Origin of the sequence: Pseudomonas sp. LD120 (genome assembly GCF_009861525.1) — a bacterium.
Lineage (GTDB): Bacteria > Pseudomonadota > Gammaproteobacteria > Pseudomonadales > Pseudomonadaceae > Aquipseudomonas.
On the sequence record NZ_WVHL01000003.1, the window covers coordinates 980,280 to 996,937 of the forward strand.

12 protein-coding genes and 2 pseudogenes are annotated in these 16,658 nt (G+C 62.1%); 6 read left to right on the forward strand and 8 right to left on the reverse strand.

Annotated elements, in window-relative coordinates; translation table 11 throughout:
• Window positions 1-42: 42 nt before the first annotated feature.
• Window positions 43-1,332 (reverse strand): annotated as a pseudogene (locus PLD_RS31080) (HAMP domain-containing protein); the annotation flags it as partial.
• A gap of 260 nt (window positions 1,333-1,592) precedes the next feature.
• Between PLD_RS31080 and PLD_RS10570 the strand changes: the two are divergent.
• The 3 genes and pseudogenes from PLD_RS10570 to PLD_RS31090 all read left to right on the forward strand — a co-directional run bounded on the left by PLD_RS10570 (window position 1,593) and on the right by PLD_RS31090 (window position 4,704).
• Entirely contained in the window at window positions 1,593-2,909 is a 1,317-nt protein-coding gene (locus PLD_RS10570) for a Na+/H+ antiporter family protein (RefSeq protein WP_178116169.1), read from the forward strand.
• Window positions 2,910-3,114: 205 nt separating this feature from the next.
• Window positions 3,115-3,846 (forward strand): annotated as a pseudogene (locus tag PLD_RS31085) (cache domain-containing protein); the annotation flags it as partial.
• A gap of 102 nt (window positions 3,847-3,948) precedes the next feature.
• Complete coding sequence (locus PLD_RS31090) at window positions 3,949-4,704, forward strand: methyl-accepting chemotaxis protein (RefSeq protein ID WP_371929007.1); 756 nt, start codon at window positions 3,949-3,951, stop codon at window positions 4,702-4,704.
• 164 nt (window positions 4,705-4,868) lie between these two features.
• On the opposite strand, the gene yegQ is transcribed toward PLD_RS31090, so the two are convergent.
• From yegQ to PLD_RS10590, 3 genes are all read right to left on the reverse strand, one after another.
• Window positions 4,869-6,194, reverse strand: coding sequence for a tRNA 5-hydroxyuridine modification protein YegQ (yegQ, locus tag PLD_RS10580; RefSeq protein WP_159892388.1), 1,326 nt, complete (start codon window positions 6,192-6,194; stop codon window positions 4,869-4,871).
• Window positions 6,195-6,725: 531 nt separating this feature from the next.
• Window positions 6,726-6,920: a hypothetical protein gene (locus PLD_RS10585; protein ID WP_159892390.1), complete on the reverse strand. Its 195-nt coding sequence runs from the start codon at window positions 6,918-6,920 to the stop codon at window positions 6,726-6,728.
• 249 nt (window positions 6,921-7,169) lie between these two features.
• Window positions 7,170-7,514, reverse strand: coding sequence for a hypothetical protein (locus PLD_RS10590; protein WP_159892392.1), 345 nt, complete (start codon window positions 7,512-7,514; stop codon window positions 7,170-7,172).
• Window positions 7,515-7,765: 251 nt separating this feature from the next.
• On the opposite strand from PLD_RS10590, the gene PLD_RS10595 reads away from it, so the two are divergent.
• Complete coding sequence (locus tag PLD_RS10595) at window positions 7,766-8,584, forward strand: shikimate 5-dehydrogenase (protein WP_159892394.1); 819 nt, start codon at window positions 7,766-7,768, stop codon at window positions 8,582-8,584.
• A 120-nt stretch (window positions 8,585-8,704) separates the two neighbouring features.
• Here PLD_RS10595 and PLD_RS10600 read toward each other — a convergent pair whose 3' ends face one another.
• Together PLD_RS10600 and PLD_RS10605 are read right to left on the reverse strand one after the other, a co-directional pair.
• A complete protein-coding gene (locus PLD_RS10600; protein ID WP_159892396.1) occupies window positions 8,705-9,355 on the reverse strand; it encodes a YceH family protein in 651 nt (216 codons plus the stop codon).
• 227 nt (window positions 9,356-9,582) lie between these two features.
• A complete protein-coding gene (locus PLD_RS10605) occupies window positions 9,583-12,102 on the reverse strand; it encodes an alpha/beta hydrolase fold domain-containing protein (RefSeq protein ID WP_159892398.1) in 2,520 nt (839 codons plus the stop codon).
• 216 nt (window positions 12,103-12,318) lie between these two features.
• On the opposite strand from PLD_RS10605, the gene PLD_RS10610 reads away from it, so the two are divergent.
• Window positions 12,319-12,828, forward strand: coding sequence for a DUF1993 family protein (locus PLD_RS10610; protein WP_159892400.1), 510 nt, complete (start codon window positions 12,319-12,321; stop codon window positions 12,826-12,828).
• 97 nt (window positions 12,829-12,925) lie between these two features.
• On the opposite strand, the gene sstT is transcribed toward PLD_RS10610, so the two are convergent.
• Complete coding sequence (gene sstT / locus PLD_RS10615; protein ID WP_159892402.1) at window positions 12,926-14,158, reverse strand: serine/threonine transporter SstT; 1,233 nt, start codon at window positions 14,156-14,158, stop codon at window positions 12,926-12,928.
• A 359-nt stretch (window positions 14,159-14,517) separates the two neighbouring features.
• Here sstT and PLD_RS10620 point away from each other — a divergent pair, with 359 nt between their 5' ends.
• Window positions 14,518-15,675, forward strand: a complete 1,158-nt coding sequence (locus PLD_RS10620; protein ID WP_159892404.1) for an MFS transporter — start codon at window positions 14,518-14,520, stop codon at window positions 15,673-15,675.
• On the opposite strand, the gene nhaR is transcribed toward PLD_RS10620, so the two are convergent.
• Window positions 15,676-16,581: a transcriptional activator NhaR gene (gene nhaR / locus PLD_RS10625; RefSeq protein WP_159893472.1), complete on the reverse strand. Its 906-nt coding sequence runs from the start codon at window positions 16,579-16,581 to the stop codon at window positions 15,676-15,678.
• Between the last annotated feature and the right edge of the window lie 77 nt (window positions 16,582-16,658).

Consider the following 16,658-nt stretch of genomic DNA (forward strand, 5'->3'; position numbering starts at 1 on the left):
CACCGAGCGTTTCACGTCGGCGATGATCGGCTGCAGTTTGTCGAGGAAACGGTTGAACCAGCCCGCCAGTTGCCCCAGCTCGTCCTTATTGTTGTAGGTCAGGCGTCGGGTCAGGTCGCCTTCACCGCTGGCGATATCCTCAAGCATGGCGGCTACGTCGAGGATCGGCCGGGTCACGCTGCGGGCCATCAGCCACACCAGCAGCAAGCCGAGCACCGCCGCCAGTAGGCCCAGCCCCAGTTCCATCAGGGTGCCACTGTTGTTGCTGGCATCCAGTTCGCTTTTCAGGGTCTCGGCCGGGCCCACCAGCACTGTTTCCGGCACATCCAGCAACACGCCCCAGGGCTTGCCTGCGGGGATTGGCGTGAAAGGCGCAAGGACTTTGAGCGTTTGGTTGCTGTGCAGGCTGTAGGTTTGAGTGCTGCCGGCCAGTTGGCGGATCAGTGCGGCGCCATTGACGCTGTCGACGCTGTCCAGGCGCTGGCTCAGTTTGCTGGCATCGGCGCTGTAGCCGGCCAGCAGGCCCACCGGGCTGAGGATGCTGACGTTGCTCTGGCCGGCATAGAGTTTCTGGCTGGCATTCTGGCTGATGGCCTGCAGGCTGTTGAGGTTGATGTCCACCGACAGCGAGGCGATGACCTTGCCGTCCACCAGCAGCGGGAAGACGATGCTGGTCATTAGCACCTTCTGCCCGTCGATGTCGTAGAAGTAGGGTTCTATCACGCAGGGCTTGAGGGTGCTGCGCGGGCAGGTGAACCAGGCATTGGCCGGCTCGCCGCTGGGACCGCTGCGGGTATCGCTCATGTCGCTTTCCGGCAACGGCATGGACGTCAGCTTGCCGGGAGTGGGTTGCGACCAGTACAAGGCAAAGCGGCCTTTTTCGTTGCTGCCCAGCGCGCTCTGGCCGCTGAACAGTTCGTCCTTGCCATCCAGGGCATTGGCTTCGAACACCAAGGACAGCCCCAGTAGATCGGGGTTGGCCTGCAAGGCCGCCTTGACCTGGCGGGTCAGGTCTTCGCGCAGGTCGAAGGCGTCGAGGAAGCGCTTTTCGGCCTGTTCCCGCAAAAACAGCACCTGGCGGGAAAAGCCATGGCCGTACTGATAGGCGTCCATGAACTGCTGGCGAATGCCTAGGGCCTGGACTTCACCCTGGGCTTCGATCCGCGCTTGAGCTGCTTCGTTGAGCATCTCCATACTCGAAGCTTTTACCAGCTCGGAGCTGTGCTCCATGCGGTACAGCGAAAGGCCCACCAACAGCGACACGATGCCCAGCAGGCAGAGTCCAGCCAGTAAGGTGATCTTCCATTGGATGGAGAGTTGTCTGAGCGACATGGAGACGTCCTTATATTCGATAAATATCTGAGACTTTGCATGTTAGCGGCCGACGAACGGCATTCTTTAAACGGGCGTTCGAAATAAAACCGGCGTTTGAATGTTTCGCCTGTGGGGTGGGTTTTGACAAGCCAGGCCTGCTACTGCAAAGTGCGCGCCCTCTTTTACCTTCTTTTATTTCGATGACGGCAGTGCGCTGCCTTCCGGTCGGTCATAGGCTTTTGCGCGGAGTTTGGCCGCGCAGTAACGAGGTAACGATGATTAACGCAGTAATTGCCGCGGTTGGCGTGATGCTGGTGCTCAGCCTGTCTCGCGTGCATGTAGTGATCGCCCTGATCGTAGGTGCATTGGTGGGTGGCCTTACCGGCGGCCTGGGCATCGAGGCCACGCTCAAGGCGTTCAACGGTGGGCTGGGGGGCGGCGCGACGGTGGCCCTGTCTTACGCCTTGCTCGGGGCTTTTGCGGTGGCCATTTCCAAGTCCGGCCTGGCCCACGCCCTGGCGGACAAGATCTTGCTACTGGTGGACCGCCAGGACGCCGTTGGCGGCGGCATGGTCAAGTGGTTGCTGATCGGCATGCTATGGGTGGTGGCGATTGCCTCGCAGAATATCCTGCCGATTCACATTGCCTTTATTCCGCTGCTGGTGCCGCCTTTGCTCTATGTGCTGGCCAAGCTGCAGCTGGACCGCCGCCTGATCGCTTGCGTCATCACCTTCGGTTTGATCACCCCCTACATGTTCCTGCCGGTGGGCTTTGGCAACATCTTCTTGAATGAAGTGCTCCTGGCCAATGTCGCTCGCAGCGGCGTCGACATCAGTCAGGTCAGCGTCACGCATGCCATGGGCATCCCTGCGCTGGGTATGGTCTGTGGCCTGTTGCTGGCGTTCTATAGCTATCGCAAGAAGCGCGTCTATGACCTGGGCCGGATCGAGAAGGTCGAGCAGACTGCGGTGCAGTACAACCCGAAGACGCTGTTGGTGGCAGGGGTGGCGATTGCCGCTGCGTTCGTGATCCAGTTGTTGTTGGATTCGATGATTATCGGCGCGTTGTGCGGGTTCCTGATTTTCTCGGTGTCCGGCATCGTGCGCTGGCGTGAGGCCGATGGCCTGTTCACCGAAGGCATGAAGATGATGGCCATGATCGGCTTCATCATGATCGCCGCCTCGGGCTTCGCCGAAGTGATGAAGGCCACTGGCGATGTACAGAGTCTGGTTCAGACTTCGGCCACTTGGATCGGTCACAGCAAGGGCGTTGGTGCATTGCTGATGTTGCTGGTGGGCCTGTTGGTGACCATGGGCATTGGTTCGTCGTTTTCCACGGTGCCGATTCTGGCGGCGATTTTCGTGCCATTGTGTGTCCAGCTGGGCTTCAGTCCGCTGGCCATTGTCTGCATCGTTGGCACCGCTGGGGCCCTGGGCGACGCCGGTTCTCCCGCGTCGGACTCGACCCTGGGGCCGACCTCGGGCCTGAACGTCGACGGTCAGCATCACCACATCTGGGACACGGTGGTCCCGACATTCCTGCACTACAATTTGCCCTTGCTGGCCTTTGGCTGGGTCGCGGCGATGGTGCTCTGACCTCGTTGCCACCTACCGGGGCCGGCCAACCGGCTCCGGCGGCGCTAGCTCAACTTTTGGGCAGGCGTGCCGTTAACGGCTTGTCACCTCAATAAAAATCAACAGCGAGCCCCCTATGCGCCTGAGCCTGAAGGCCAAAGTTCTGTCCTTGGCGGTACTCCCGGTACTGCTGTTTGCATTGGTGATCAGTCTGAGTACGGTGTTCATGCTGCGCCAGCAAGCCCAGAAAGAAGTCGAAGAAACCCGCCAGCGCCTGCTGGGCGAAGCCAAGGCCACGTTGCAGAGTTATGTCGAGGTCGCCTTGAGCACCGTCAAGCCGCTCTATGACGCTGCGGCACCGGGGGACCAGGCGGCGCGGGCCGAAGTGGTCAAGTTGCTGTCGAACATCACCTACGGCAAGGACGGCTACTTTTTTGGCTACGACTCCGAGACCGTACGGCTGTTCAAGGGCAACAGTGCTGACGGCGTGGGCAAGAACTTCAAGGACAACCGCGACCCCAACGGCGTGTACGTCAACCGTGAGCTGGTGCGGGTCGGCAAGGACGGCAGTCACTACGTGCAGTACAGCTCGACCCAGCCGGGCAGCGATGTACTGGTGCCCAAGCTGGGCTACACCGACTACCTGCCCAAGTGGGACATGGTGCTGGGCACTTCGGTCAATCTCGATGGCATCGACGCTCAGGTGGCGGCCGTTGAAGAGGGCGTCAACCAGCGCATGGAAGGCATGATCCTGAGCATTCTCGGGATTGCGGCGGTGCTGTTGCTGGTGATCGCGGCCCTGGGGCTGCTGGTGGCCAACACCCTGTTGCGCCCTCTGAACCTGATGAAAGCCAACCTGGATGATATCGCCGCCGGTGAAGGCGACCTGACCCGGCGTCTGGAAATCACCAGCCAGGACGAACTGGGTGACTTGGCCGGCTCGTTCAATCGCTTTGTCGACAAGATCCACGGCTTGGTGCGGCAGATCACCGAAATGACCGGGCAGCTCACTGAGCTGGTGGCCCAAGTGGCGGATCAGGCCCAACGTTCGGAGCAGGCCATGGAGCGCCAGCGTCACGAGACCGACCAGGTGGCCACGGCGATCAATGAAATGTCTTCGGCGGCCCAGGAAGTGGCCCGCAGTGCCCAGGGCGCGGCAGTCGCTGCCCAGCAGACCGATGAGGAAGGGCAGACGGCCAAGCGCGTGGTGGACGGCAGCATCGAGCAGATTCATGCGCTGGTCAGTGACATTCGCAACAGCGGAACGTCCCTGGACAGCCTGCAGCAAGACGTGTCGTCGATTGTCAGCGTGCTGGACGTGATCCGCTCCATTGCCGAACAGACCAACTTGCTGGCCTTGAACGCGGCCATCGAAGCCGCCCGGGCCGGTGAGGCCGGACGTGGTTTTGCCGTGGTCGCCGATGAGGTCCGGGCCTTGGCCAGCCGCACTCAGCAGAGCACCCAGGAAATCCAGGGGATGATCGATCGCCTGCAGCAGGGCACTCGGGTGGCGGTGGATGCCATGCGTCGTTCCAGTGACGCCGGCGAAGGCACCTCGACCAAGGCCAACGAGGCCGGGGCATCGTTGGACGCCATGGCGCAATTGATCGGCACCATCAACTCGATGAACGCGCAGATCGCCAGCGCGGCCGAAGAGCAGACGGCGGTGGCCGAAGAGATCAACCGCAGCGTGCACCAGATCGCGGTGGCGGTGGACAGCGTGGCTGATGAAACCCAACGCGGTGCTCAGACTTCTCGCAGCCTGGCGGATCTGGGCCAGCGTCTGGGTCGATTGGTCGGGCAATTCCGGATCTAAGGGCGGGCGCTGGAGGCCTGTCGCAGGCTGCGAATGCTGTGCCGTCTTCACACGTCGCCTCTGCCCCGCCGAGGCCTGATGCTAGATCGCCAAGCAAGCTCCTGCGAGCCTTTGGCAACCTTGCCTCAGGCTCGCGGCTTCAGCAGGCGGCTCTACGCGGCATGTCAGGCGCAGATGTCGCGCATCAACAGGGCGAATGGCAGCTCGACCTGATCGGGAATCGGTAGGTACACGGTGTGGCCGTCTCCCGGTGCGACCTCGATGGCCTCGCCCTTGGCGTTGCGCAGCTCATGCAGGTCGAAGTGGAAGTTGCCCTTGGGGGTCATCAGTTCCAGGTGATCGCCGAGGGCAAAACGGTTTTTCACTGTCACTTCGGCCAGGCGGTCGCGGCGCTCGCCGGTCAGTTCACCGACAAACTGCTGGCGTTCCGAGACTGAGCTGCCGTTCTGGTAGTTCTGGTATTCGTCATGCACGTGGCGGCGCAGAAAACCCTCGGTGTAGCCGCGCTGGGCCAGGGATTCCAAGTCGTTCATCAGGCTACGGTCGAACTCGCGCCCGGCCGCCGCGTCGTCGATGGCCCGGCGGTACACCTGGGTGGTGCGGGCGCAGTAGAAGTGCGATTTGGTCCGGCCCTCGATCTTCAGTGAGTGCACGCCCATACGGGCCAGGCGCTCCACGTGCTGCACGGCCCGCAGGTCCTTGGCATTCATGATGTAGGTGCCGTGTTCGTCCTCGAAGGCCGGCATCAGCTCGTCCGGGCGATTGGCTTCCTGGAGCAGGAACACTTGATCGGTGGGCGCGCCGATGCCCAGGGTCGGCTCTGGCACGAAGCTCTGGACGATTTCCCCAAGGTTGTTTTCGGTGGCTTCTTCGGTCTTGTATTTCCAGCGGCAAGCGTTGGTGCAGGTGCCCTGGTTGGCGTCGCGCTTGTTCATGTAGCCCGACAGCAGGCAGCGCCCGGAGTAGGCCATGCACAGGGCGCCGTGGACGAAGATTTCCAGCTCCATGGCCGGCACTTGCTGGCGGATTTCCTCGATCTCTTCCAGGGACAGCTCCCGGGACAGGATGATCCGGGTCAGCCCCTGTTGCTGCCAGAACTCGACGCTGGCCCAGTTCACCGTGTTGGCCTGTACCGAGAGGTGGATCGGCATGTGCGGGAAGTGCCGGCGTACCAGCATGATCAGGCCCGGGTCGGACATGATCAGCGCATCCGGGGCCATGTCGATGACCGGTTGCAAGTCCTTGAGGAAGGTCTTGAGCTTGGCGTTGTGGGGGGCGATGTTGACCACCACGTAGAAACGTTTGCCCTGGGCCTGGGCCTCGCGGATGCCAAGGGCCAGGTTGGCGTGGTCGAATTCGTTGTTGCGCACCCGCAGGCTGTAGCGCGGCTGGCCGGCGTACACCGCATCGGCGCCGTAGGCGAAGGCGTAGCGCATGTTTTTCAGGGTGCCGGCGGGGGCGAGGAGTTCGGGTTTGGCGAGGAGCGTCATGGGGCTGTCGGTCGCAAAAGGACGCGAGGGTAAGTCAGGGCTACGACGCTTTTATTGATCTGGATCTATGCCAGTGACAAAAAAACGCCACTGGCCAGCGGTGCTGCGGACATAAGCCTCAGGGGGCTTGCTCCCGGGGCGATCAGGCCTTTCGCTTTGGTCAGGGCACATTCGAGTCTTTGGTGGGTTTTTCATCATGTGCTAGCGGCGACGCTTCTTTTGGCGCGCCCCCCCGGAACGGGGACGCAAGGCCCGCGCGGCGGGGCTCCTGGGCGAGCATCAGAAGCACCGGTTGCAGCTCAAGTTCAATCGGATGCTGCGCGCCACGGTCAAGGACAATGTGCCGGTGGCGGTGACCCAGGGAGCATGGGGTGGGTTGATCTTCTGGGGGGGAGCGGGAGCTGCCCAACAGCCTTGCTGTGGGCGGCGCTGATGGCGTGTCTATTGCTGTTACCGGCGAAGGAGGGGGGCTGTTTGTCGAAACCTGACTGCGGGCAATTACCCTCGGCGTCACCTTTGTGGCGCGCAGTTTCAGTCCACCACCCGATCCAGCATGTGCAGCACTTCTTGCTCACTGAGCAGGCCCTTGCGTACCAGGTTCTCGGCCAGCAATGAGAGAAACTTGGCGTTGCGGTGGCTTTCCAGGTGTTTGAGTTCGGTCAGGGCGTCATACACCCGACTGGAGGTGCAGAGGCCGGCGACGCGGTGCGGATTTTGCGTGGGCATGGAGGTCGTCCTTGTTGTTATGGGCCTGCGGCGAGCGGACTGTGTCGATGTTGCAGGGGTTGAATGACACAAACATGACAGTCCCAAGTCGCTCGGGGCATCCGAGGGATGGGCACACTATCGCCAGATCTGCAGGCAAATACTGTTCCAATCACGACCTTATGCAGAGTTATTCAGACATTTGTGGGTGGGCAAAATGCCACAAGCCCCGCTTTGTAGGGCGGGGCTTGTGGCTTGGTCGGCGGGCGATTACCAGCGGCCGTGGCGGTGGTGATGCGGGCGTCCGTAATAGCCCGGTGGCGGGCCGTAGTACACCGGCGCCGGGCGGTAGTACACCGGTTGCTGCACGTAGACCGGCGCCGGTTGGTAGTAGACCGGCGGCGGTGCGGCATACACCGGTGCTGGCTGTACATAGACCGGCTGCTGCACGTACACCGGGCGGCTCTGGTTGGCGATTACCGAGCCCACCACGGCCGCACCGACAACCGCACCCAGCGCGGCGGGACCGGCCCAGCCGCCACCGTGGGCCGATGCCTGATCGGCGACAGCGAGTGCACCAATGAGCAAGGCAATTTTGGGGATGTTGGAAATCATGGTTTTTCCTCGGTTCAACCTCAGCGCTAAGGGTCTGCACCAGGCTCAAGAACTGGTGCGGGGATAGTTCTAAGACCGCGTTTTTTGAAAATCTGCGCGGCTGCTGAGTAAATGTTGTGTAAGGTCTGTACCGGCTTCTTTACCGTCATCCCTGGACGCAAGAAGCCTGTGAACAAGCGCCGATATGATCAGGCACAGCGGGGCGGTTGATCCATTCCGTCCATCCGAAAGTGCCCAGCAAGGAAATGAACATGCAAATGAATCCCAATAAAGACACCCAGTTGTGCATGTCCTTGTCTGGGCGGCCTGGGAATTTCGGCCTGCGCTTTCACAATCATCTGTATGAGCAGTTAGGACTCAACTTCTATTACAAAGCGTTCAGCAGCCAGGATTTGCCTGGCGCGGTCCGCGGAATCCGGGCGCTGGGGATTCGCGGGTGCGGCGTTTCCATGCCGTTCAAGGAAGATTGCCTCGCGCTGGTGGACGAGTTGGATGCGTCGGTCAAGGCCATTGCTTCGCTCAATACCATCGTCAACAGCGACGGCTACCTGAAGGCCTATAACACCGATTACATCGCTGTGGCGCAATTGCTTAGCCATCACCAGGTGCCCCGTGACTCGACCTTCGCCCTGCGTGGCAGCGGTGGCATGGCCAAGGCGGTGGCCAGCGCCTTGCGCGACGGCGGATATGAACAGGGCGTGATCGTGGCCCGCAATGAAAGCGCAGGACGTGCCCTGGCGGGGTCGTTGGGCTATCAATGGCAGGCCGAGCTGGGCAGCCTGCGGCCTCACATGCTGATCAACGTGACCCCGATTGGCATGAGCGGCGGCGCCGAGGCCCAGCAACTGGCGTTCCCCGCCGAGGCGATTTGTGCTGCGCACCGGGTGTTCGATGTGGTGGCGGTGCCTGCCGAAACGCCTCTGATCGTGCAGGCTCGGGCCGAAGGCAAGCAGGTCATTACGGGGCTTGAGGTGATTGCCCTTCAGGCGCTGGAGCAATTCGTGCTGTACACCGGAGTGCGCCCGAGCGAGGCGCAATTCCAAAAGGCGGTGGCTTTCGCTCGGGGGTGAAGTCTTGGGCTGACTCGCTGTGCTTGAAGGCTGCGATCAGGCTGTAGGCCTGCGGTGCTCAAAAGGCGGTCCGCGCCGCCGTCGATCACAGCCTTGGGGGGGCGCATGATTGTGTGTGGATCAGCCTTCGAGTTGCGTCAGGCGCTGTTCCAGGGCGGCGATACGCGCTTCCAGTTCTTCGATGCGCTCCACGGACACCGTGGCGCCGCTGCTGCGTTCCGTGGTGTTGCCACGGGCGGCGAGGATTGCTTCGATATCCGCCGGGTCGCCCAAGGCATGGGTGTAGCGGTCTTCGCGCTGGCCAGCCTGACGTGGGATATGCAGGGCCAGGCCCCGGGCGATCAGGCGTTCAAGTTGGTGCAGCACCTGTTCGCTGTCTTCGAAATCATGCATGCGGCCGCTGCGGGTCAACAGTTCGTTGATCGTCTGCGGACCGCGCAGAAACATCAGGCCGCACAGGATCAACTGTGCAGGCACCAGCTCCAGCGCCTTATCCAGGCGTTGCTCCCAGCGATCGGCACGGCTGCCCATGACCAGCCGAGTGAAGCCCTGAGCTTCGAGGGCGCGCAGGCTTTGGCCAACCTGGCCCTGGGTCAGGTTCATCACAGGTTCGCGGCTGGTTTTCTGATTGCAGGCAATCACCAGGGCGTTGAGGGTCAGGGGGTAGGTTTCCGGGTTGGTGGCCTGCTTTTCGATCAACGAACCCAGGATGCGGATGTCCGTGCTGTTCAAGCGCGGTGCTGGGCTGGGCGTTTCGTGTTCGTTGCTCATAAGTGCTGGTCCCTTGGTCACTGATGGGGGCGTAAAAAAACGGGCGCGTTGCGCGTTATCGGCGTCTTGCGCTTTGCGTGGCGCGTCGGCCACCTTCGAGGGGCTCTGTTTTACCTTCACCAGCCAGTTATGACCATCAGAACTTGATGGAGCAGGGGGAAACCGCGTGTTAGGGGCTGGCAAGCGCACCGCGCAGATCTTGGTGGATCTGTGCGGCGAGTGCTGCTCTAGCCGTGTTGTGGATCGGTTGCCGGTTTCTGGGCCGGTGACAGGGCCGCAGGCGTTGTCGCGGCCGCCGGTTGTTCGAGGCACTGACGGGCGAACTGCGCCATGCGCCCCAGGGCATGTCTGGCGGAGCGCAGATAGAACGCCTGCAACTGAAAGACGTGCCAGCGCGCCTGGTGAATGTCCAGTTGGCAGGGCACACCCGACTGCCTGGCCCGCTCGGCCAGGCGAGTGGCGTCGGACAACAGCAGCTCCTGGTCGCCGACCTGGATCAGCATCGGCGGCAGGCCTTGCAAGTTGGCCTCAAGCGGGCGGTGTGACAGCGTGTGTGGCGGCGCCGCATAGGCCTTGAGCGCTTGCTCCAGCCAGTCGCGCCGGATCATCGGGTCGACAGTGCGCCTGGATTGCAGGCTGGCACCGCTGAGGTCGGGATCGGTAACCGGCGACAGCAGAATCAGCCCGGCGGCGATCTCATCACCGCGTTGTTTGAGGCTCAGGGCCAGGGCCATAACCAGCGCGCCACCGGCGGAATCACCGGCAATCACCAGTTGATCCGGCGGGCAGCCCTGGGCGCGGATGGCGTCATAACAGGCCAGGCAGTCCTCCAGCGCCGCCGGGTATGGATGTTCCGGCGCCAGTCGGTAATCCGGCACCCACACCGCGCACCCGCTGTCCTTGGCCAGGCGACTGGTGACGCTGAAATGGGTTCGTGGATTGCCCAGGCAGAAGGCGCCGCCGTGCAGGTAGAGAATCACTGCGTTGGAAACCGTGGCTTTGGGCTTGACGATGTGCAGCTCCAGGGCTCCGATACGGGTTGGCTGTCGGCTCACGCCGAGGCACCCGGGCATCAGCCGGGACAGGCGGTTGACGATCTTGCGCTGGGTGACCAGGTCCCTGGGCGGGCCCACCAGGGCTCTGAAGCTGGCACGCAGAAAAAATCGCAAGAACGCGGCATTGCCGCGCTCCAGCCAATCCGCCGGAGGCACGATGCGCTGCCCTACAGGCGCCGCTGATGCGTTGTCCAACGGGCTGGAAAATTGGTAGGCGTGCAGTCCGGCATAACGGGTCAGCCAGCGATAGGACCAGGTGAAACCGGGCCAGTTGGTGCTGTTGTGGCCCTGTTTGTCCACGTACCAGCTGGTGCAGCCACTCCACACCGAGGCGGCCAGGCGTCGCTGAATCCGCAACTGAAAGCCTTGGTGGGACGAGTCGTCGATTTCCAGGGTTTTCGCCCCACGCTCCAGCAGTGCCCGGCGAGCGTTGATGACGTGGGAGATCTGGCTTTCCAGCATATGAATGATGGAGTTGTGGCCTAGGTTGGTGTTGGGTCCGTAGAGCATGAAAAAATTCGGGAAGCCGGGCACGCTGAGCCCCAGGTACGCGCTTGCGCCACCTTGCCAGGCGTGGTTCAGGTCGACCCCGTTGCGGCCGATGATGCGCATTGGCGAGAGGAATTTCGTGGCGGTGAAGCCGGTGCCATAGATGATTGCGTCCACCGGGTGTTGCTGGCCGTCGAGGGTTTCGATGCCGTGCTCGGTGATGTGGCGGATGCCCTGGGTCAGCAGTTCGACGTGGGGTTGATCAAAGGTCTTGAGGTAGTCGTTGGACAGCAGGATGCGCTTGCAGCCGATGGGGTAGTCCGGGGTCATCTGCCGGCGTCGTTCGGGGTTGGATACGGAGGCGTGCAACAACGCGCGAAAAGGGCCGCCAACCACCCATCTGCTCAGCCCGCGCAGGCGGGTGAAGCCCAGCGCCCGGGACTCGAAATGCAGGTAGTGGGCGGCACGCAGCAGCTTTATCCGCCAGGGGTGCTGGATCAGGCGCTGTTTTTCTTCCTCGCTATAGGCCCGGTCGGCCTTGGGCATGATGTAGGCCGGTGAGCGCTGGAAGACCTTGAGCGCCGCCACTTGCTTGGCGATCCGCGGCACGAACTGAATGGCCGAGGCGCCGGTGCCTATCACGGCCACCCGTTTGTTGGCCAGGGGGTAATGGTGGTCCCAGCGAGCGGAGTGGAACACATGGCCCTGAAAGCCTTCCATGCCTGGCAGCTTGGGCAGGGCGGGACGGCTCAACTGGCCTACGGCGCTGATCAGCAGGCGGCTGACGTGGGCCTGGCCATCGTCGCAGGTGACGAGCCAGCAGCTGTTGATGTCATCGAACCGGGCCTGGCACACAGCGGCGCCAAAGCGGATGTGTCGCTGCAGGTCGTAGGTGTGGACGCAGTGCTGCAGGTAACCGTGGATCTCGGCCTGAGGCGCGAACACCCGTGACCAGTGCGGGTTGGGGGCGAAGGAGAACGAGTACAGGTGCGAGGGCACGTCGCAGGCGGCGCCGGGGTAACTGTTGTCGCGCCAGACACCACCGATGTCCTGGGCTTGCTCCAGGATGACGAACTGACTGACCCCTGCCTTGCGCAGGGCGATGGCCATGCCCAGGCCGCCGAAGCCGCTGCCGATGATGATGGCTTCCAAAGGCGCGCGGGGGCTGGAGCGCAGGTGTCCGGTGGACGCTGATTCGGGCATGACGACCTCGTTGTTATTGTGGTGGGCGCAGGGTGATCGACCAGGGGCCGCGTCCTGATGTGGCTGCGGCGGACCCGTTCAGTGAAGCATGCGGGTAAATAACCGTGACCCAATATGGCGTCGAGCGTTGGTGGCGCGGGGATAAAGGCCCCGGGTTGAGCCGCAGTGGCTATAATCGCTGCTCGCTGTATTCCCGCCATCCATGTCGAGACTGTCATGACTATTTCCCTGTACGCCGCCTCCGTTCCCGTCTTCAAGCAAATGCTCAACGCCCTGAGTGATGTGCTGCACAAGGCCGAAGCTCACGCCACGGCGAAGAATATCGAACCCAGTGCCCTGCTCCAGGCGCGCCTGTACCCAGACATGTTCCCGCTGGTGCGCCAGGTACAGATCGCCGTGGACTTCGCCAAGGGTGTGTCGGGCCGTCTGGCCGAGGTCGAGCTGCCCAAGTATGAGGACGGCGAAACCAGTTTTGCCGACTTGCAGGCGCTGATTGCCAAGGTCCTGGCCTTTATCGAGGGCATTGCGCCTGCGCAGATCGACGGCAAGGAGGGCATCGAGATCGTGACCCGTCCGGGTACCCCGAAAGAGAAGCGCTTCAGCGGCCAGTCCTACCTGCTGACTTACGGTCTGCCGCAGTTCTTCTTCCACGTCACCACCACCTACGCGATCCTGCGTCACAACGGTGTGGAAGTGGGCAAGCGCGATTACATGGGCGCGTTCTAAGCCGTCCAGTGTTAAGCGGCGCTCTACGAAGTACAGGCCGTTGACGCAAAAAAGCCCGACCCGGTTGACCCGGGTCGGGCTTTTTACTGCGCGAGGATCAGGCGCTGGCGGAGTTCTTGTCTTCCTTGGCCAGGCAGGCTGCGGCGGTGAAGAGCACGTCGGTGGAGGAGTTCAGTGCGGTTTCTGCTGAATCCTGCAGCACGCCGATGATGAAACCGACGGCCACCACCTGCATGGCGATTTCGCTGGGAATGCCGAACAGGCTGCAGGCCAGGGGGATCAACAGCAGTGAGCCGCCAGCCACGCCGGAAGCGCCGCACGCGCAGACTGCCGCGACCACGCTGAGCAGCACGGCGGTTGGCAGGTCGACGACGATGCCCAGGGTGTGCACGGCGGCCAGGGTCAGCACGGTGATGGTGATCGCCGCGCCGGCCATGTTGATGGTGGCGCCCAGAGGAATGGACACCGAGTAGGTGTCTTCATGCAGGCCCAGGCGCTTGCTCAGCTCCATGTTGATGGGGATGTTGGCTGCCGAGCTGCGGGTGAAGAACGCGGTGAGGCCGCTCTCGCGCAGGCAGGTCAGTACCAGCGGGAACGGGTTGCGACGGATCTTCCAGAACACGATCAGTGGGTTCATGACCAAGGCCACGAACAGCATGCAGCCGATCAGTACCGCCAGCAGGTGCAGGTAGCCGAGCAGGGCGTCGAAGCCCGAGGTGGCCAGGGTCGAGGCCACCAAGCCAAAGATCCCCAGCGGAGCGAAGCGGATCACCACGCGGACAATCACGGTCACACCCTTGGACAGATCATCGAGCACGCCGCGAGTGGTTTCCCCGGCGTGGCGAATGGCTATGCCCATGCCGATGGCCCAGGCCAGAATGCCGATGAAGTTGGCGTTCATCAGCGCTCTGATGGGATTGTCCACCATGCTCAATACCAGACTCTGCAACACTTCAGTGATGCCGCCTGGCGCGCTTACGGCAATGTCGTGAGTGACCAGTACCAGGGACGAAGGGAACAGATAGCTGGCGAATACGGCCACTGCTGCCGCGGCGAAGGTGCCCAGCAGGTAGAGAAACAGGATTGGCCGGATGTGAGTTTCTTGACCGTGTTTATGGTTGGCAATGGAGGCCATCACCAGGACAAACACCAGGATTGGCGCCACGGCCTTGAGCGCCGAGACGAACACCTGACCAATGAAGGTGGTGGATTTCGCCACTTCGGGCGCCAGCAGGGCCAGGGCGATACCGGCAATCAGACCGATGACGATCTGTGTGACCAGGCTGAGGCGTTTGAGGGTGTGCAAAAAGGAAGGAGGTGAAGCACTCATAACGGTATCTCTGTTTTTTTTAATGTGCGGAGCCTGCCTGCCGAGTGTCCTTGGCCGGGAGCGGGTTCGGGTTGAACCGGCAGGCGCTGGTGCGGTCGGAAAAGGCGCCGGACGATCAAGCAATTTGCATGACAAGCAAGTGCGAAAACGTCCGACTTTTGGGCAGGGGGCGGACTTTATCACAGCCGGCTGGGGTTCCCGCGTCAATGTGACGATCTGCCACTCGTCACGGCAAGGTCGCCGCTTCGGGGCGGTTGCCTCGACCCGTACCTACTCTGTTAATATTTGCCACCCCCTTTTCTCATCCAGTCAGCGGGCCCTTCGGGCTGTCGCTGCTGTCGTTGTTTCTGGAGTTCTCGATGTTGTTGCCCATCCTGCTGTTGTCAGCTGCGGGTTTTACCGTGCTGACCACGGAATTCATCATCGTCGGTCTGCTGCCGTCGATTGCCCGGGACTTGCAGGTCAGCGTTTCCCAGGCCGGGCTGCTGGTGACGTTGTTTGCCTTTACCGTTGCGGCTTTCGGGCCGTTTCTGACTGCCTATTTCGCGCGTTTTCCGCGCAAACAGCTGTTTATCAGCGTGCTGGTGATGTTTGGTCTGGCCAATACCCTGGCGGCCCTGGCGCCGAATATCTGGGTGATGTCCGTCGCGCGACTGGTGCCGGCCCTGGGGTTGCCGGTGTTCTGGGCCCTGGCTAGCGAGACAGCGGTGGATATTGTCGGGCCGGCTTACGCCGGGCGGGCCATCGCCAAGATCGGTTTTGGCATCGTTTGCGCCACGGTGTTCGGGATTCCCGTGGGGACACTGATTGCCGATGCCTTCGGCTGGCGCAGTGCGTTTGGCATTCTGGCTGTGGTGGCCTTCGCCAAAGCCCTGCTGCTGTTTGTCTACCTGCCCAAAACCAAGCCGCACCACGAACAGGTAAGCCTGGGCTCGCAGTTTCGCATCCTGCGTAGCCCGTTGATGCTCGGGCATGTGTTGCTGTCGATCCTGGTGTTCAGTGGCATGTTCACCGCTTACACCTACCTGGCGGACATTCTCGAACGTCTCGCCGGCTTCAACGGCACACGGGTGGGGTGGTGCCTGATGGGTTTTGGCGCGGTGGGGCTGATTGGCAACTCTTTGGGCGGCAGGGCGGTGGACCGGCATCCGCTGATCGCTTCCATGGTGTTTTGCGCGCTGATGATCGGCGGCATGGTGGCCCTGGTGCCGAGCATTCATTCGACCCTGGGGCTGGCGGCGGCAATGGGTGTCTGGGGCGTGACCCAGGCTGCCTTGTTTCTGGTCAGCCATGTGCGGCTGATTAAGGCGGCACCGCAAGCGCCAGCCTTCGCGGCATCGCTGAATATCGCTGGAGCCAACCTGGGGATTGGCCTGGGGGCGATGGTGGGCGGTCGCGTCATCGACACGTTGGGTTTGGGCAGCCTGGGGTTTGCCGCGTCCGGTTTCATTCTGCTTTCCATCATCCTGGCCTGGCTGTTGATGAGCCTCAAAGCGCCGGTGGCCTGTACCGCTTGATCAGGGGGTGAGAGCGGTGAAGAGTTCGCGGCGCGCGCCCTCGGTGATGGCCACGATGCCAGGGTGCTTGACCTTGCGCTCTACGGAAATGGCATAGAAGGATTCGGTCACCGCGTCGGTCTGGCCAATCAACTGTACCTCGCACTGTTGCTGCACTTCGTCGGCAATCACGCTGGGGGCGATGAAGATTCCGCTGCCGGATTGCCCGAAAGCCTGCATCAGCGCGCTGTCGTCAAATTCGCCAATGATCCGTGGTTGCAACTGCTGCTCGGCGAACCAGCGCAGCAAGCGGCTGCGGACCACGGTTTCCTGTCCGGGAATCAACAATGGTGCGCCGTGCAAGCTGCGAGGGAAGTCCTCGCCGTGCAGTCGAGCCAGCTCCGTGGTGGCGAAGAAGCTGATCCCGCATTCTCCGAGCTTCTGGCTGTAGCCCTTGATGTCCAGGTGCGTGGGCATCGGGCTGTCGGAAATCACCAAGTCCAGGCGCTGGATAGCCAGGTCCGCCAGCAGGCGTTCGAGCTTGTCTTCGCGGCAGGTCAGGCGGATCGGCTCGCTGAGCGCCATGGTGGGGGCCACCAAGCGGTAGACGATGGACTTGGGCACCACGTCTGCCACGCCAACGCGAAACTGGATCTGCTGCTCGTTGGGTCGAGCGCGGAGCATGGTTTCCAGCTCGCCACCGAGCTGGAACATCTGTTCGGCGTAGGGCAGTGCCTGGCGTCCGGCCTCGGTCAGTTCCAACTGACGCCCGACTCGGCGGAACAGTTCGATGCCATAGGTTTGCTCCAGCAGGCTGATCTGCCCGCTGATGGTTTGTGGTGTCAGGTTGAGCTGCTCACAGGCGCGAACGATGCTACCGGTCTTGGCCACGACCCAGAAATAATGCAGTTGGCGGTAGTTGAGCATAGCGATCATCAGTTCGTTAAAACCGAAGTATAACTGCTAAAAATACGAATTTTCCTGAAGTGTCTGTCTCCTTAGAA